The following is a 15412-nucleotide window of genomic DNA, read 5'->3' as shown; positions in this document are numbered from 1 at the left end:
GATTTTTTCTTTTCCCTGTCACCTGTCCCCTGTCACCTGTAACCTGTAACCTCTATAGAGGAGTTAATCCGATGGCGGTTGTCACTGTTCCCAATAAATCCGTTGCAGTTAATCCTCTCAAGCAAAGTCAAGCTTTGGGTGCATCTCTGGCTTTTTTGGGATTGAAGGGGATGATTCCTCTGTTCCACGGTTCTCAAGGTTGTACAGCCTTCGCCAAGGTGGTTTTAGTCCGTCATTTTCGGGAAGCGATTCCCCTGGCTACGACAGCGATGACGGAAGTAAGTACCATTTTGGGTGGGGAAGAGAACGTTGAACAGGCGATTCTCACCCTAATAGAGAAATCTAGCCCCGATATTATCGGTTTGTGTAGCACAGGACTGACAGAAACCAGAGGCGATGATATTGAGAGATTCTTAAAGGATATCCGCGATCGCCATCCTGAAATTGCTCACATCCCAGTTGTCTTTGCACCCACACCCGATTTTAAAGGGGCTTTGCAAGATGGGTTTGCGGCGGCTGTAGAGTGCATAGTTAAAGACATTCCCCAACCAGGCGGAATCAAAAGTGAGCAAGTTACAATTCTCGCCGGTTCTGCCTTTACCCCAGGGGATTTGCAAGAAATCAAAGAAATTGTTACCGCCTTTGGATTAGAACCGATCTTTGTACCTGACATCGGTGCTTCCTTAGATGGACATCTAGAAGATGGTTATAGTGCGGTAACAACTAGCGGTACAACAGTCAAACAACTAAGAGAAGTTGGTTGTTCCGCCTTTACTATCGCCTTGGGTGAAAGTATGCGGGGTGCTGCCAAAATTCTAGAAGAACGGTTTGGCATTCCCTACGAAGTGTTTAGTGAACTCACTGGCTTAGAACCAGTAGACGAGTTTTTACAAGCACTAGCCATCCTCAGCAGCAACCCCGTTCCCGAAAAGTATCGCCGTCAACGCCGGCAATTGCAAGATGCGATGTTAGACACGCACTTTTACTTTGGTGCGAAGCGAGTATCCTTAGCATTAGAACCCGATTTACTGTGGTCAACAGTGCGGTTTCTGCAATCGATGGGGACGCAAATCCATGCAGCCGTTACCACTACACGTTCTCCCCTGTTGGAGAAACTCCCCATCAAAAGCGTCAGCATTGGAGATTTAGAAGACTTTGAAGAATTGGCAGTTGGATCTGACCTGCTGATTGGTAATTCTAACGTAACTGCGATCGCCAAACGACTTTCTCTTCCTCACTATCGTCTCGGTATACCTATTTATGACCGTTTAGGTAATGGTCTGTTCACAAAAGTAGGTTATCGCGGCTCAATGGAAGTCTTATTTGGCATCGGCAACCTATTTTTAGAAGCAGAAGAAGAACGAGTGAAACATCTATGGGGACTGGGAATCAGTGCTGAGTAACGATTCAGTGCTGAGTAACGAGTAACGAGTGCTGAGTAAAATTTTAACTCACCACTCATTACTTATTACTCATTACTCATTACTTATTACTCACCACTCCCTACTCAGCACTCAGCACTCAGCACTCAGCACTCAGCACTCAGCACTAACAAAGCAGGAAAACCAGCATGAAAATTGCCTTTACGACTACCGACCACGTTCATATTAATGCTCACTTTGGTTGGGCGAGAGAAATTGATGTCTACGAAATCAATGCCGAAGGATATCAATTCTTAGAAACATTAAACTTTGAAGGTGACTTACAACAAGACGGCAACGAAGATAAAGTCACACCAAAATTAGAAGCATTAGTTGACTGTGCCATTGTTTATGTTACAGCTATTGGTGGAACTGCGGCTGCTAAATTAATTAAAAAAGGCGTAACCCCAGTTAAGGCACGTTCTGAAGAAGAAGAAATTAAAGAACTTCTAAATAAATTAGTCACAACCCTCAAAGGTAATCCTCCACCTTGGTTACGTAAAGCATTGCAACCAAAAACCACCAGCTTTTTAGATGAACTGGAGGATGAAGCAACAGTATGAGTGCAGAAAATAGCGTAAACGACACCACAAATAGCGTAGTTGCCAACTCAGCTTTCCTAAAAGTATTAGTATTACAAATCCGTGGACAAGACAGCTACGGAATTTACCGTAATTGGTCGGATGAACTACTACTAAAACCCTTCGTCGTTCCCAAAAAAAAGAAACGGGAAATTTCCATCGCAGGTGAAGTTGATGCCGTCACCCAAGCGCGAATCATGTCATTTTTCCGCGCCATCGCCGCCAGAATTGAACAAGAAACAGGACTAATTTCCCAAGTAGTCCTTGACTTAAGTAATGAAGGCTTTGGTTGGGCATTAGTATTTTCCGGTCGCCTATTACTCACCGTCAAAACCCTACGTGACGCTCACCGCTTCGGCTTTGACTCCCTAGAACACCTAGCAGAAGAAGGCGAAAAATTCATCGAAAGAGGACTTGACTTAGCCAACCGCTTCCAAGAAGTCAGCAAATTGTAATAAAAACTCTGTGTCTCCGTGTCTCCGTGGTTCATCAAATCTTTTTAACTACAAAGACACAGAGACACAAAGGAGAAGAAGGTGCAAATAGAAGAAACCAGTATCGAAGAAATCCAAACTAAAATTAAACGCCTCAACAGTAAAGCCGGGCAAATGAAAATGGATCTGCACGACTTAGCAGAAGGCTTGCCCACAGATTACACACAATTAATGGATGTTGCAGCCGCAACTTATGAAATTTATCGTCAGCTTGATGAACTTAAGCAATATCTCAAGCAATTGGAGAACGCTAAATGACTAAAACTATTGAAGAATTCAAAAAACTCGTAGATGCAGAAGAATATTTTAAATTCTTTGAATTAGACTACGACCCCAAACTTGTTAATGTAAATCGTTTACATATTCTCAAAAAATTCTCTCAATTCATGAGCGAAATTGATAGTAACCCTGACTTAAGTACAGAAGAAAGGTTAAATCAATATTCATTGGCATTGCAACAGGCTTATGAGACATTTCTTGAATCATCACCTCAACAACAAAAGTTGTTCAAGGTATTTAAAGACAAGCCAAAAAATGTAATTACGCTGACAGAACTAAATTCTGATTAGGAGGTATAAAGTGATCAACCTAACGCCTACCGAGTTAGAACGATATAGTCGCCAAATGATGCTACCAAACTTTGGCGAAGTAGCTCAAAAGCGTCTGAAGTCAGCGACGGTTTTAGTGACAGGTGTGGGGGGATTAGGCGGTACGGCTGCGCTTTACCTAGCAGTAGCAGGCGTTGGGCGGCTAATCCTAGTCCGGGGCGGTGATCTGCGACTGGATGATATGAATCGTCAGGTTCTGATGACGGATGATTGGGTAGGTAAACCCAGGGTTTTCAAAGCAGAAGAAACCCTCAAGGCGATCAATCCTGATATTCAGATAGAAGCAGTTCACGACTATATCACCCCAGAGAATGTAGACTCGTTAGTGCAGTCTGCTGATATGGCTCTTGATTGCGCTCACAACTTTACAGAGCGTGATTTGTTAAACGCAGCTTGTGTGCGCTGGCGGAAGCCAATGGTAGAAGCAGCGATGAACGGGATGGAGGCTTACTTAACCACGATTATTCCTGGTGTAACTCCTTGTTTATCTTGTTTCTTTCCAGAGAAGCCGGAATGGGATCGACGTGGCTTTTCTGTGTTGGGTGCTGTTTCTGGGACATTGGCTTGTCTGACAGCATTAGAAGCAATTAAGCTGATCACTGGATTTAGTCAACCTCTGTTGTCGCAATTGTTGACCATTGACTTCAATCGGATGGAATTTGCCAAGCGTCATTCTCAGCGCGATCGCTCTTGTCCAGTATGCGGTAACAACGCCCCTTGGAGATACGCACAACCTAATTCGATGGAAGCTAGTAGTAATTGCACACATAGTTAAAGTAACCGGGAGAGTAATACTAACATCTCCCCACTGACTACTCATAACTCAGCACTACATACAGCCTACACCTAGAATCACAAAAACTAATCGCTACAAATCAGGAGATTTGATGACCATTACTTTAACAGAAAAAGCCGAATTTCGTTTATGGGCATTCTTGCGAAGTTCCACTACTGACACTAATGAAACCACTACAAAGGGTGTCCGTCTATCTATCAAAGATGGTGGATGCAGTGGCTATGAGTATGGCATGGATATCACCAGCAAGCCACAGCCAGACGATTTAGTTATTCAGCAAGGAAAAGTTTTGGTTTATCTTGATGCCAAAAGTGCGCCTTTATTAGAAGGACTTGTCATCGATTTTGTGGAAGGGGTTGTTGAAAGTGGCTTTAAGTTCACTAACCCTAAAGCAACCAGTACCTGCGGTTGTGGTAAGTCTTTCAAAGCTGGTGATTCTTCCCCCGAAGGCGTACCTTGCAGCTAAATCATTCGTAATGGATCATGCGTAATTCGTAATTAATATAAATTACGAATTACAAATTACGAATTAATAAAAGTTTCCCTTAGACAAAATAAAACAGACACTTGTCTTTAACCTCGCAACAAAAGCAGTGTCTCTCTCCGCCCCAATTCTCGAAGAGTCAAGGGAGATTTAACAACTTCGAGAAATTTATCCCATCCTATAAATCTTGAGGAGAATCGGAAAATGGCAAGCTATCAAGTTAGATTGATCAACAAAAAAGAAGACCTCGACACCACAATTGAAATCGATGAAGAGACTACAATTTTGGATGGAGCAGAAGAAAATGGTATTGAATTACCTTTCTCTTGCCATTCAGGTTCTTGCTCTAGCTGTGTAGGCAAAATTGTTGAAGGTGAAGTTGATCAATCTGATCAAATCTTCTTAGATGATGAACAAATGGGTAAAGGATTTGCTTTACTTTGTGTTACCTACCCCCGTTCTAACTGCACAATCAAAACTCACCAAGAACCATATTTAGTTTAATCAATCGCTGTAGTCGCTACTATCCACAGTTTTTGAAAATCTACATTAAGTCAGGATGATCTACATATTTCATCCTGATTCCTTGTATGTAAAAATTGTAGTTTGTATTAAACACAACACAAGTTTACAAAATAACAAAAATTTTGAATTTTAATTAGGTGACTACCAATGTTTACCCCATTTAGTGTAGCTGGCTGCTCTTTAGAACTGCTCAGACTTGGAGAGAAAGGTATCGTCATTTCCTGTAAAATTCAGGATCAGGCAGTTATGAAAAAACTTATATCACTCGGTTTAACAACAGGTACTAATATTACTGTAGAGCAGGAGTTTCCCTCATTATTAATCAAAGTAGGTAATATTTTACTAGAAATAGATAAAGAATTAGCACGCGCTATTTATGTTCGGATTATTTAGATGTTACGTCTACTATTAATAAATAATTAGTTAAAAATCAGAATCCCGTTATCGTCGATATACCGGGATTCTTAGTTGTACAAATATGAAAAATTAAATTGATTAACTAAATCTGGGGATTGTTTTAATCTATAGCCACTATGACATCTGAGGATTTGATCAGAGCATAAGCTGCTTTACCCTCAGCAAGTTGCAACTTGTCTGCTGACGACTTAGTGATGATTGAAACTATCTCTACACCAGGAGCAAGTTCTAAAGTTACTTCTGTATTTATTGCACCTGGCACAACTTTTTTAACTGTGGTTTTGAGAAAATTACGCGCACTAACTTCCATATGTTATGAACCTGAACTGTTTACACTTGATAAGATACCAACATTTTAGGTAACAAAAGAGCAGCTTTAGATTCTCTTAATAATTTCCCCTAATATAAATTAAAGTCAAAAGTAGAAAGGTAATAATAAAAAAGTTTTACTGCCTTTTTACTTTTTGGAGTCTGAGTTTACAACTCTAACTTTCTAAATTCTATAGCATTGTGTTTAGAAATGGTGGGCATTACTCACCATTACCTTTATTAGACCTCTTGCAAAAGTCCGAAAATGAGATGTGTCATTCTGAATAAAATGTAGAATCTTTGAGATGTTTCGCTTCGCTCAACATGACAGTTTAAGCATTTATGCAAGAGGTCTAAGTAGAACGGGGTAAATAATTAAAGGTTTGTAGTAAGGACTTTAGTCCTTATTTGAGAACTAAAGTTCTCACTACGAACTCAATCTTAGTATTTTTACATTACTTAATAGAGTTCGTTTGTTTCAACTCGTTCTACTTATTGTGCAAATTGTTTCTAAATACAACAACTAATGATGAATCAAAGAAGTAACCCCAATTTTAGTCCAGCAACTCAACAATGGTTGATAGCGAATGATTACAGCATTCAAGACTTAAATCAGCCTGGGGAAAATGGCGATACAGCTTTGATGAAAGCGACAAGAGAAGGAGTCTACGCAGTCGTGAAAGAATTAATTGATGCGGGGGCTGAGATTAATGCCAAAAATAATGATAGTAATAATGCTTTATGGTTTGCTTGTTTTGGCAATCACTACGATTTAATTAATTTGCTAGTAGATGCCAAAATTGATATCAACAATCAAAATGATAATGGTGCAACTGTTTTAATGTATGCCGCTTCATCTGGTAAAGCAGAAGTTGTAAAATTACTTTTACAATACCATCCTAACTTAGATTTAAAAAATTTGGATGATTATAGAGCGATAGATTTTGCTAGCACAACAGAAGTTTTAAGGATATTGAAAAATGCGTCAAGATAATAGTTCTGGTAAAGCTTACCATGAGGCTACCAAGCATTCTTACTTATCGGTGCAGCTTGATCCAAATTATATTGATGCTTCAACTCAACCAATTGCATTTAAAGTTTATCCAAAGTTTTATAGAAGAGTGAAATTAAATCTCAATAATAAAATTCACTCTTTTATTTGGTTAACTAGTGCAGTTACTTTAGAGAAGGTATATAATAATGTTCCTTACAAACTGCGGGTAAATCCATCAGCAGGCGCACTGTATCCTACGGAGGTGTACGTACAGATTCGAGGAGTGCCGGATATAGTAGATGGTATCTATCATGTAGAAGTTGAGAATAATTGTCTAACACTCATCTATGAATTAATTGATGATGGGTTAGAGAGTTATATTATACCGAACAAAAGTATAAGCGGATTCATTTTTTTCATTAGTTCTGTTTATTATAGGTCTAGTTGGAAATATAAAAACAGGAGCATAAGATATTGCCTGTTAGATAGCGGACACCATTTAGGTGCTATTGCAGCTTCAGCTTATCTTCATGAACGTGATATCCAGCTAATTTTTGACTTTGATAAACTTGCTCTCAATACAGCTTTAGGGTTTGAGAATAAAGAGTTTATTACGGCTTGTGCAGTATCTGGTGAAGCACAAGATCAGAAAGTTAGACAACTCAGGCTACAAGTTCCTTTTGTTTGCGGTACAGATTATTTTGAAGCTAATCAATTTATTGAAGATAGCTATCAAACAACAGCTTGTCAAACAAGTCAAAAACAACAACTCAAGCAGCCTCAATTTGATTTTGAGCCAGACAAATTTTATCAAACTGTCTGGAATAGACGTTCAATTAGACGTTTCCGGAAAGAGTCTATTTTGCAAGAACAATATTTATATGTCTTGCAAAAACTAGAGCAGTCAATCCCCACAGAAAACTTTGAGGAAGTAGAAATTTACTCTGTGGTGCATCGTGTTGACGGAATGTTACCAGGGTTATATAAAGGCGCGAATTTGATTAAAACAGGTAACTTCAGCGAACAGACTGGTTACTTGTGCATTAATCAAGCTATAGCAAGAGATTGTGGTGTGATTTTCTTTTTTGTATGTGAATATACCAGCTATCAAACAGCTATGCAGATAGCGGGGTTTCTGGGACAAAGAATTTATCTGGTGAGTAATTATGTAGGCATTCAATGTAGTGGCATTGGTGCTTTTTATGATAATGAAACCCAGCAATTCTTAGAAACAGATAAAGATGTGCTTTATGCAATGGCAATTGGAATTTAAGTAGGAATGTAAACAGAAATGAGCGGGCAGAGGTATCATTTTAACGGTGATGACTATCATCCTATGCAGCCATCATCGGCTGATATTATATTGAGACAGCAACTAGAGTATTCGATTAGTAGATACTTTTACGAAGAGTGCGATCGCACTCTGCAAAATCTGTTATCTAATTGTCGATGGTATGTGACAACTCAAGCCAACGCCATGACGCTGGTGATTGAATGTCCCGATCAAGTTACTAACTGGCGGGTTTTACAAAAACTTGTCCCAATGGGGAAATTACTCAATCAAATAGTTAGCAGTGCTAAAATTCGGGTTTGTCCCCCAGAAAATGAAGGTGTACCTTTTGAAATGAGGGTAGATGAACTTTCTGTGTATCGGGATATGGCCTAAATGGGAGCAGAGGGGCAGGGGGCAGGGGAGATTTAAATCAGTTAAGTGTTAATACTCAATGCCCAATGTCCCCTAATAATTACGTAGCAGAAGCCTTTCCTTTGCTACGCAACCTAGCGCGAACAGAACGCTACGCGCTTCCTTCTCTATAGAGAGGCTGTGCGCTGCGCCCTAAGCGTAGCTATGCCGCAGACTTTACGGAACACTGCGTGAACGCGCAGCGTATTCGTAGCATTCACCTGTAGAGTATTACGAATTACGAATTATTTTAATTATTTTCTCAAATACCAAATCAGCCGAATTCTGCACAACAGGACTTAACTCTAGTCCAAAATCAAGATTTGCCGCTTCAATTAAATAAACAGTCACATCTTGAGGAAAATCATCTTGAAAGATTTTCCTACCGACGGCTAAAGCATGATCCCAACGAAAATCATGCAAATTATAACTAGGTTCTGGTAAAGCTGTTAATTCTTCGCCAGGAACTTGAAACACTGCGCCAACTTCTGAACCAGTTGAACTTGCATCAATAATTACTAATTTTTTACTACCTCTAGCTTGAAACATTACCTCCATCCCGGCTGTTCCACAGTCATATACCTGCACATTGGGATGGGGATTTTTTGCTAGATATTTTTGTAGGCGTTGAGCAATAATTACGCCTACAGCGTCGTCACTGCGATTCAGATTTCCACAACCAATAATAGTAAGCATTTTTTATCCTACGGACAGTATGAACAGGCTGAACCAGAGATGCTAAAGCAGCACTAAGATTTAGTGACTGCTTGATATAAAATTTTTCTATCTACAGGTGGATGTATTTATGTACTATGTATCCAGTACACATGAGGTCATAACATTTAGCTAGAGTAAGGCTATGAAGATTAAAAATCTGAGAAAGAAAAACATAACATTCCTAACTTCGACCGGCTGTACATAATGAACTCTAGGCAATCTCCTCAAAACTTTCCATCTAATTCCTCTGACGAGCCGGAGGTTAACCAAAATGAACTCTTTCCAATTGTCAGCATGGGTGCATCTGCGGGAGGATTACAAGCATTCACAGAATTACTCAGCCATTTGCCCATAGATACTGGCATGGGATTTGTGCTAATTCAGCATTTGAGTCCCCATCAAAAAAGTATGTTGACAGAGATTCTGGGTAGAACAACCCAAATGCCTGTAGTCGAAGTACAGGATGGGATGTCTGTAGAACCGAATCATGTCTACGTGATTCCACCCAACTCCATGATGAAAATTTCTCAAGGTGTATTAAAACTGTCACCGCGAGAAAAAATCCGGGGCTTGTCTATGACAGTGGATACTTTCTTTTGTTCCCTAGCAGAAGATTACGGAAACAAAGCCATTGGAGTTGTCCTATCGGGGGGAGATTCTGACGGCGCAAAGGGACTGGAAAGGATCAAAGATGCTGGCGGTATTACCTTTGCTCAGTGTGAAGCATCGGCACAAGTCAGTAGTATGCCGAATACGGCTGTGGCTTCTGGCCATGTAGATTTTATCCTCACCCCGCAACAAATCGCCGAGGAGTTGGGAAAGATCAGCCGTCATCCCTACGTCAGACAACCAACCCCAGAGCCAATCACAGAGGAGATACCAGAAAGCGGTAATGCGCTGGCGATAATCTTCCGGTTGTTGCGGGTTGCCACAGGTGTTGACTTTACCCATTACAAGCAGAATACCCTGAAACGGCGCATTTCCAGGCGGATGATTTTGTACAAGCTGGAAAAATTGCAAGATTACGCTCAGTATCTCCAAAATAACCCAGCAGAAGTAACCGCGTTGTATCAGGATTTGCTAATTACTGTCACTAGTTTTTTCCGTGACCCTGAATCCTTTGCAGCCTTAAAAACCAAAGTTTTTCCGCTTATTGCCAAGGAACACCAGCCAGACTCACCCATTCGCGTCTGGGTAGCTGGATGTTCCACGGGGGAGGAAGCCTACTCTATTGGTATTTGCTGGATGGAGTTTTTGGCAGATCAGGGAATCAATCTGCCCATCCAGATTTTTGCGACAGATATCAATGAGGTGGCAATTGAGAAAGCCAGAAACGGTATCTATAAACCCAGTCAGATAGTAGATATCTCTCCAGAACGTCTACAGCAATTCTTTGTGCCGATAGATGGTAATTATCAGATTAGTAAGCCAGTACGTGAACTGTGTGTTTTCGCTAGGCACAACCTGATTAATGATCCGCCATTTTCCCGACTGGATCTGATTACTTGCCGCAATGTATTAATTTACTTAAGCTCTCCTTCACAGAAAAAACTCCTGCCCATGTTCCACTATGGTCTCCAGCCAACAGGCTTTCTGATGTTAGGCACTTCGGAGACAGTGGGTGAGTTTTCTAACTTGTTTACTTTAGTAGACAAAAAGTACAAAATTTATTCTCGGAAAATAGCATCGGCTCGGATCAGTATTGATATGATGCCTAGTAATTATCCCCCAGACACTCTGAACCCTCTGCCCTCAATGCGAGAAGATGCTTGGAATGGCCAGGAAATTTTGAAAGCAGCTGACAGGATTGTGTTGAATCAATATGCCCCAGTGGGGGTAATTATCAACAATGAACTGGAGATTTTGCAGTTTCGGGGGCAGACTAGTTCCTATCTACAACTCCCACCTGGTAGACCCAGCTTTAACCTGCTGAAAATGGCCAAGGAAGGATTACGGCTAGAACTACGCACCGCCGTCCACCAGGCTAAAAAGCAAAAGCTACCCGTGAGTAAGGAAGGCTTACAAATCAGAGAAGATCATCAAGTGAAGCTGGTGAGGGTTGATGTAATTCCGTTTCAATCTGTGGCGACCACAGAACTTTACTTTTTAGTGCTGTTTCAAGATATGCTCCCGGAGGTAGGTAGTGATCCGCCTACAGAAAACACTACTACTAGCGGCCATGTCAAACCTAGACGCGGAAAACAAGCGAGTTACGAGCAGGAAAACTCTCGGCTCAAACAGGAATTAGCAAATACTAAAGAATATCTGCAATCTATCATTGAAGAGCAGCAAGCTACTAATCAAGACCTGAGAGCAGCCAATGAAGAAATTCTCTCCAGTAACGAAGAACTGCAAAGCACTAATGAGGAATTGGAAACAGCCAAGGAAGAGATTCAGGCCACTAATGAAGAACTCTTCACAATTAACGCCGAACTACAACGACGGAACATTGAGTTAACTCAAGTCAGTAACGATTTGCAAAATCTCCTCAGTTGTATCAATATTCCTATCCTCATGTTGGGCAGTGATCTGGCGATTCGGCGTTTTACTCCCGTAGCAGAGAGAATATTTAACTTGATTCCTACGGATTTGGGGCGACCGCTTAGTGATATTAAGCACAATTTAAATATCTCTGATTTAGAACCAAAAATTTTAGAGGTAATTAGCACCCTTAATTATAAAACTCAGGAAGTTCAAGACGAAAAAGGGCATTGGTATGACCTACGAATTAGACCATATCGGACAATAGACAACAAAATTGATGGTGCTGTGGTGATTTTGGTAGATATTGATGATCTCAAAAACAGTGCCAAGCAGCTGAAAGTATCCATAGATTATGCCCAAGCAATTGTGGATACAATGAGCGAGTCTCTAGTGGTTCTGGATAAAGATTTACGGGTGATCAGTGCCAATCAGTTTTTCTACGAAACATTCCAGACTGCACTAGAAGATACAGAAAACCGTCTCATCTATGAAATTGGTAATGGACAGTGGAATATTCCCCTGTTGCGATCGCTCCTAGAAGATATTCTCCCCCAGCAAACCCAGGTTCAAGGTTTTGAGGTTGAGTGTAATTTTGAGCAAATCGGACATAAAATTATGCGGCTCAATGGCCGGAAGATGCCTACACAAGACCATCGAGAAATGATTCTTCTCCTGATTGAAGACATCACAGAACGAAAGCAATTGGAGGTAGAACATACTCAACTTTTGGCTCAAGAACAATCAGCCCGCAATGCGGCTGAAGCAGCCAACCACGCCAAAGATGAGTTTTTATCAATTCTCTCCCACGAACTGCGAAACCCACTCAATTCTTTGCTGGGTTGGGCGCAGTTATTGCAAAAGCATCAGCTTGACAAAGCTACCATTAACCAAGGATTGGAAGCCATTGAGCGCAGCGCACAGGCTCAAGCCCATCTGATTACTGATCTCCTCGACATCTCCCGCATTAGTTCCGGTAGGCTGCGTCTAGATGCCGAGTCAATTCAACTTATACCAATCATTGAATTTGCTATCGAGGTTGTCCGTCTCTCCGCCGAAGCTAGAAACATTCAAATTGTCTCCAGGCTAGATTCTACACCCAGAAATATAGTAGGCGATCCGACTCGCTTACAGCAGGTGCTGTGGAATTTACTTTCTAATGCCATTAAATTCACTCCCCTAGGCGGCAGAATTGACGTCACCCTAGATTACAGTGATCTTTATGCCGAGATTCAAGTTAGTGATACAGGTAAAGGTATCCCTGCTGACTTTCTCCCTTATATTTTTGAACGATTCCGTCAAGCTGATGGTAGCAGAACCCGTTCAAATCCTGGATTAGGGCTAGGACTGTCCATTGTCCGCCATTTAGTAGAACTCCACGGCGGTATAATTGAAGTGGCAAGTCCAGGTGAAGGTCAAGGGACAACTTTTACAGTCAAGCTACCTCTGCAACTTACCCAGCCAGAGATACTTCTGCCGATGTCACAAGTAGAGACGTTACAACGCAACGTCTCTGTAGATAATTTAGAAAGTTTGCCATCCCAGCCCTCTACTGATGACATTCCATCCCTGGAAGGTGTGCGGGTACTGGTGGTAGATGACGAAGCAGATATACGCCTGTTATTTAAAATAGTGCTGGAGGATTACGGCGCACAAGTCACAGAAACTGCATCAACAAGGGAGGCACTATCAAAGCTGAGAGACAACCCTGGTATTTATGACGTGCTTCTATCTGACATCGGTCTACCACAGGAGGACGGTTATGTACTAATTCGTCAGGTGAGACAGTTGAGTGACGAAGCCACCAGAAACATTCCTGCCGCCGCCCTCACCGCCTATGCTGGAAATGAGGAGTATGAAAAAGCTGTAGCAGCAGGATTCCAAATCCACCTTGCTAAACCTGTTGAACCCCCTCAGTTGTTATCTGTGGTTGCTACTTTGGCGGGGAGGATGCGTAATTCGTAAAAGCCATACCTTGACACTCTCAGCACTAAAAGTGACTGAGATTCTTGAAGAGTAATGAGTAATGAGTAATGAGTAATAAGTAATAAGTAAATACCCATTACTTATTACTCATTACTTAGTCAAAGCAGTTAAAACTGCCGTGAGCTACAACGAGGGACTGAAGCCTCTGAGCTTGTCAGCAAATCGTGTTATTTCTTGTCAGACTTATCGCCTGCCTATACTTGCAACTCAAATCCAGGTAATATATCTTCTCCAAAAATAATCGCTGGCATTTGAATAACTTCTACAGTTTTCAAAAGTCGGTAAATTTCCACTTGCTGATCTTGAGGATTAATTAGCCAACCCAAACGCAAACCATTTTCTATGTATTCCTGCATTTTCGCTTGGATAGATGCAAGCCGGTCTGTCTCGGAACGCAGTTCAATGACAAAATCGGGTACAAGTGGCGGAAATTTTTTTCGCTGTTCTAGTGTTAAAGCTTCCCAGCGTTCTAACTTTACCCAAGCCACATCAGGGGAACGTTTTGCACCATTCGGAAGTATAAAGATAGTTGAAGAACTAAAAACTTTTCCTAATTTAGCTTGACGATTCCAATTGTTCAAGTCTGTAATTAGGTCTGCTTCTTGATTTCCGCTTTCTCCTCCGACTGGGGGCATAATTATTAATTTTCCGGCTGCATTCATTTCCAGGCTTAAATCACTATTGGCAATACACAATTGATAAAATTGCTCATCAGTTAAATGAGCAATCGGTTCTAGATTAAGCACAACAGTATTCATCGAACCTTTCCTCGTGCCTTTGTTGCTAATATTAGTTACCTGTATTTAAAAGTTTAGTAGGACTAAAACTTTTCAAACATCCTCTTAATACCCCTACACCCCTCATCAACATTAAAAACTACTTGAAAAGCGATAATTTGGCTGCCATTCTAAATAAAGAATACAGAAAATTAACCACAATAAACCTGCGGCATATCCAGCTAAAACATCAGTAGGCCAATGTACTCCCAAATAGAGTCTACTAAAACCTACTGCCAAAATTATCGCTGTGGTTGAACCTAAAATCTCCTTGCGCCATTGGGGAAATTGCTTCGCCAAAATGTAGCCAATGCAGCCATAAATTGCTGTCGAAACCATTGCATGACCACTAGGAAAACTATAGTGAACTGCATTGACAATATAATTCCAAAGTGTGGGACGCGCCCTTCTGAAAATTTCTTTGAACAGCACATTTAAACCCACTGCACCGACTGTTGCTATAGCCAAAGTAGTTGCTTCTCGGCGGCGTTGATTCTGCCAGAGATTAATTCCTAGTGCTGAACAAATTGACAGAAAAATTACCGGCTCACCCAACATAGTTATCCCCTTCATGATGCCATCCAGCAGGGGGTTATGCAGGTTTTGCAGCCCTAGCAAAATGCTTTCATCTAAACCATTCTTGTATAAAATTCCACTGCTTAAAACTAGGGTGGTAGCAGCCGCAGATCCGATAATCAGTTGACTGTTGAGTTTGTCTAATCGTGGCTGCATCGGCATAGTTGCCAACTGTATTGGTGCTGCAACTGTCGTTATCGATAGATTTTTAGGGAATTTTCTATAATCTAAAACAATATCTTGGAGTCGGGAAGCGATCGCGCTATGCCTAAAATCAGGACTAAAAATCACCAGTACATTGCCTGTCAAATGGTTAGCACGTACTTGGTCAACGTTTTTCTCTTCTAATAGCCGAGACTCAATGTATTTTCCCATAAATTCGGAAAGATGCAGTCCTTTCACCTTGAATCTGGCTCTACCTTTGACAGATGTATGTATTGCCTGAATCAAACCATGCTCATGCGAGAGATTATTCTCATGCCCGTTCATCGTCCCAGAAGTCCATTTTGAATTATAAGTATATTTTAGAGCAGCGATGAATCGCTGCTCCAAAGACCAATTTC

At 41.1% G+C, this 15412-nt stretch carries 17 protein-coding genes; 13 read left to right on the top strand and 4 right to left on the bottom strand.

Translation table 11 applies throughout. From position 1 onward, the window contains the following. Positions 1-71: 71 nt before the first annotated feature. The 9 genes from nifN to VB693_RS04320 all read left to right on the top strand — a co-directional run bounded on the left by nifN (position 72) and on the right by VB693_RS04320 (position 5302). On the top strand, positions 72-1403 hold the full coding sequence (nifN, locus tag VB693_RS04360; RefSeq protein ID WP_323265197.1) for a nitrogenase iron-molybdenum cofactor biosynthesis protein NifN: 1332 nt from the start codon (positions 72-74) through the stop codon (positions 1401-1403). 167 nt (positions 1404-1570) lie between these two features. Continuing rightward, entirely contained in the window at positions 1571-1984 is a 414-nt protein-coding gene (gene nifX, locus VB693_RS04355) for a nitrogen fixation protein NifX (protein ID WP_190710115.1), read from the top strand. Then, entirely contained in the window at positions 1981-2457 is a 477-nt protein-coding gene (locus VB693_RS04350) for a NifX-associated nitrogen fixation protein (RefSeq protein WP_323265196.1), read from the top strand. Before nifX ends, VB693_RS04350 begins: the two co-directional genes overlap by 4 nt. Before the next feature lie 81 nt (positions 2458-2538). Next, entirely contained in the window at positions 2539-2754 is a 216-nt protein-coding gene (locus tag VB693_RS04345) for a CCE_0567 family metalloprotein (protein WP_190710119.1), read from the top strand. After that, positions 2751-3065, top strand: coding sequence for a nitrogenase-stabilizing/protective protein NifW (gene nifW / locus VB693_RS04340; RefSeq protein WP_323265195.1), 315 nt, complete (start codon positions 2751-2753; stop codon positions 3063-3065). Before VB693_RS04345 ends, nifW begins: the two co-directional genes overlap by 4 nt. A 10-nt stretch (positions 3066-3075) precedes the next feature. Further along, a complete protein-coding gene (locus VB693_RS04335) occupies positions 3076-3879 on the top strand; it encodes a HesA/MoeB/ThiF family protein (protein WP_190710123.1) in 804 nt (267 codons plus the stop codon). A gap of 112 nt (positions 3880-3991) precedes the next feature. Continuing rightward, the gene (locus tag VB693_RS04330; protein ID WP_323265194.1) at positions 3992-4366 is read left to right on the top strand and encodes an iron-sulfur cluster assembly accessory protein; all 375 of its coding nucleotides are present in this window, start codon (positions 3992-3994) and stop codon (positions 4364-4366) included. 222 nt (positions 4367-4588) lie between these two features. Continuing rightward, positions 4589-4888, top strand: a complete 300-nt coding sequence (locus VB693_RS04325) for a 2Fe-2S iron-sulfur cluster-binding protein (RefSeq protein ID WP_190710126.1) — start codon at positions 4589-4591, stop codon at positions 4886-4888. 168 nt (positions 4889-5056) lie between these two features. After that, complete coding sequence (locus VB693_RS04320; RefSeq protein WP_323265193.1) at positions 5057-5302, top strand: FeoA family protein; 246 nt, start codon at positions 5057-5059, stop codon at positions 5300-5302. Positions 5303-5426: 124 nt separating this feature from the next. Here the strand turns inward: VB693_RS04320 and VB693_RS04315 are convergent, their stop codons facing one another. Beyond that, on the bottom strand, positions 5427-5636 hold the full coding sequence (locus VB693_RS04315) for a TOBE domain-containing protein (RefSeq protein ID WP_190710131.1): 210 nt from the start codon (positions 5634-5636) through the stop codon (positions 5427-5429). 528 nt (positions 5637-6164) lie between these two features. On the opposite strand from VB693_RS04315, the gene VB693_RS04310 reads away from it, so the two are divergent. Genes VB693_RS04310 through VB693_RS04300 form a run of 3 tightly spaced genes read left to right on the top strand, consistent with a single transcriptional unit; the run spans position 6165 to position 8295 of the window. Next, positions 6165-6629: an ankyrin repeat domain-containing protein gene (locus VB693_RS04310; RefSeq protein ID WP_323265256.1), complete on the top strand. Its 465-nt coding sequence runs from the start codon at positions 6165-6167 to the stop codon at positions 6627-6629. Next, positions 6616-7902, top strand: a complete 1287-nt coding sequence (locus VB693_RS04305; protein WP_323265192.1) for a SagB family peptide dehydrogenase — start codon at positions 6616-6618, stop codon at positions 7900-7902. Before VB693_RS04310 ends, VB693_RS04305 begins: the two co-directional genes overlap by 14 nt. Before the next feature lie 18 nt (positions 7903-7920). Next, positions 7921-8295: a hypothetical protein gene (locus VB693_RS04300; protein ID WP_190710135.1), complete on the top strand. Its 375-nt coding sequence runs from the start codon at positions 7921-7923 to the stop codon at positions 8293-8295. Positions 8296-8544: 249 nt separating this feature from the next. Here the strand turns inward: VB693_RS04300 and VB693_RS04295 are convergent, their stop codons facing one another. Next, on the bottom strand, positions 8545-9009 hold the full coding sequence (locus VB693_RS04295; RefSeq protein ID WP_323265191.1) for a hydrogenase maturation protease: 465 nt from the start codon (positions 9007-9009) through the stop codon (positions 8545-8547). A 225-nt stretch (positions 9010-9234) separates the two neighbouring features. On the opposite strand from VB693_RS04295, the gene VB693_RS04290 reads away from it, so the two are divergent. Further along, positions 9235-13476, top strand: coding sequence for a chemotaxis protein CheB (locus VB693_RS04290; protein WP_323265190.1), 4242 nt, complete (start codon positions 9235-9237; stop codon positions 13474-13476). A 215-nt stretch (positions 13477-13691) separates the two neighbouring features. Here the strand turns inward: VB693_RS04290 and VB693_RS04285 are convergent, their stop codons facing one another. Both VB693_RS04285 and VB693_RS04280 read right to left on the bottom strand, forming a co-directional pair. Further along, positions 13692-14255, bottom strand: coding sequence for a Uma2 family endonuclease (locus VB693_RS04285; RefSeq protein WP_323265189.1), 564 nt, complete (start codon positions 14253-14255; stop codon positions 13692-13694). Positions 14256-14366: 111 nt separating this feature from the next. Next, positions 14367-15401 carry a phosphatase PAP2 family protein gene (locus VB693_RS04280; protein WP_323265188.1) on the bottom strand — a complete coding sequence of 345 codons (1035 nt, stop codon included), beginning with the start codon at positions 15399-15401 and terminating at the stop codon, positions 14367-14369. Positions 15402-15412: the final 11 nt, after the last annotated feature.

The sequence above is a fragment of the Anabaena sp. UHCC 0399 genome, assembly GCF_034931465.1.
GTDB lineage: Bacteria > Cyanobacteriota > Cyanobacteriia > Cyanobacteriales > Nostocaceae > Trichormus > Trichormus minutissimus.
Note: the sequence above shows the minus strand (reverse complement) of the source record. Positions and strands in the feature narration are given on the sequence as shown.

Bases quoted from the DNA above. Each gene is read 5' to 3' on its own strand.
- nifN (WP_323265197.1), top strand. From the start codon at position 72: ATGGCGGTTGTCACTGTTCCCAATAAATCCGTTGCAGTTAATCCTCTC.
- nifX (WP_190710115.1), top strand. From the start codon at position 1,571: ATGAAAATTGCCTTTACGACTACCGACCACGTTCATATTAATGCTCAC.
- VB693_RS04350 (WP_323265196.1), top strand. From the start codon at position 1,981: ATGAGTGCAGAAAATAGCGTAAACGACACCACAAATAGCGTAGTTGCC.
- nifW (WP_323265195.1), top strand. From the start codon at position 2,751: ATGACTAAAACTATTGAAGAATTCAAAAAACTCGTAGATGCAGAAGAA.
- VB693_RS04330 (WP_323265194.1), top strand. From the start codon at position 3,992: ATGACCATTACTTTAACAGAAAAAGCCGAATTTCGTTTATGGGCATTC.
- VB693_RS04325 (WP_190710126.1), top strand. From the start codon at position 4,589: ATGGCAAGCTATCAAGTTAGATTGATCAACAAAAAAGAAGACCTCGAC.
- VB693_RS04320 (WP_323265193.1), top strand. From the start codon at position 5,057: ATGTTTACCCCATTTAGTGTAGCTGGCTGCTCTTTAGAACTGCTCAGA.
- VB693_RS04315 (WP_190710131.1), bottom strand. From the start codon at position 5,636: ATGGAAGTTAGTGCGCGTAATTTTCTCAAAACCACAGTTAAAAAAGTT.
- VB693_RS04310 (WP_323265256.1), top strand. From the start codon at position 6,165: ATGAATCAAAGAAGTAACCCCAATTTTAGTCCAGCAACTCAACAATGG.
- VB693_RS04305 (WP_323265192.1), top strand. From the start codon at position 6,616: ATGCGTCAAGATAATAGTTCTGGTAAAGCTTACCATGAGGCTACCAAG.
- VB693_RS04300 (WP_190710135.1), top strand. From the start codon at position 7,921: ATGAGCGGGCAGAGGTATCATTTTAACGGTGATGACTATCATCCTATG.
- VB693_RS04295 (WP_323265191.1), bottom strand. From the start codon at position 9,009: ATGCTTACTATTATTGGTTGTGGAAATCTGAATCGCAGTGACGACGCT.
- VB693_RS04290 (WP_323265190.1), top strand. From the start codon at position 9,235: ATGAACTCTAGGCAATCTCCTCAAAACTTTCCATCTAATTCCTCTGAC.
- VB693_RS04285 (WP_323265189.1), bottom strand. From the start codon at position 14,255: ATGAATACTGTTGTGCTTAATCTAGAACCGATTGCTCATTTAACTGAT.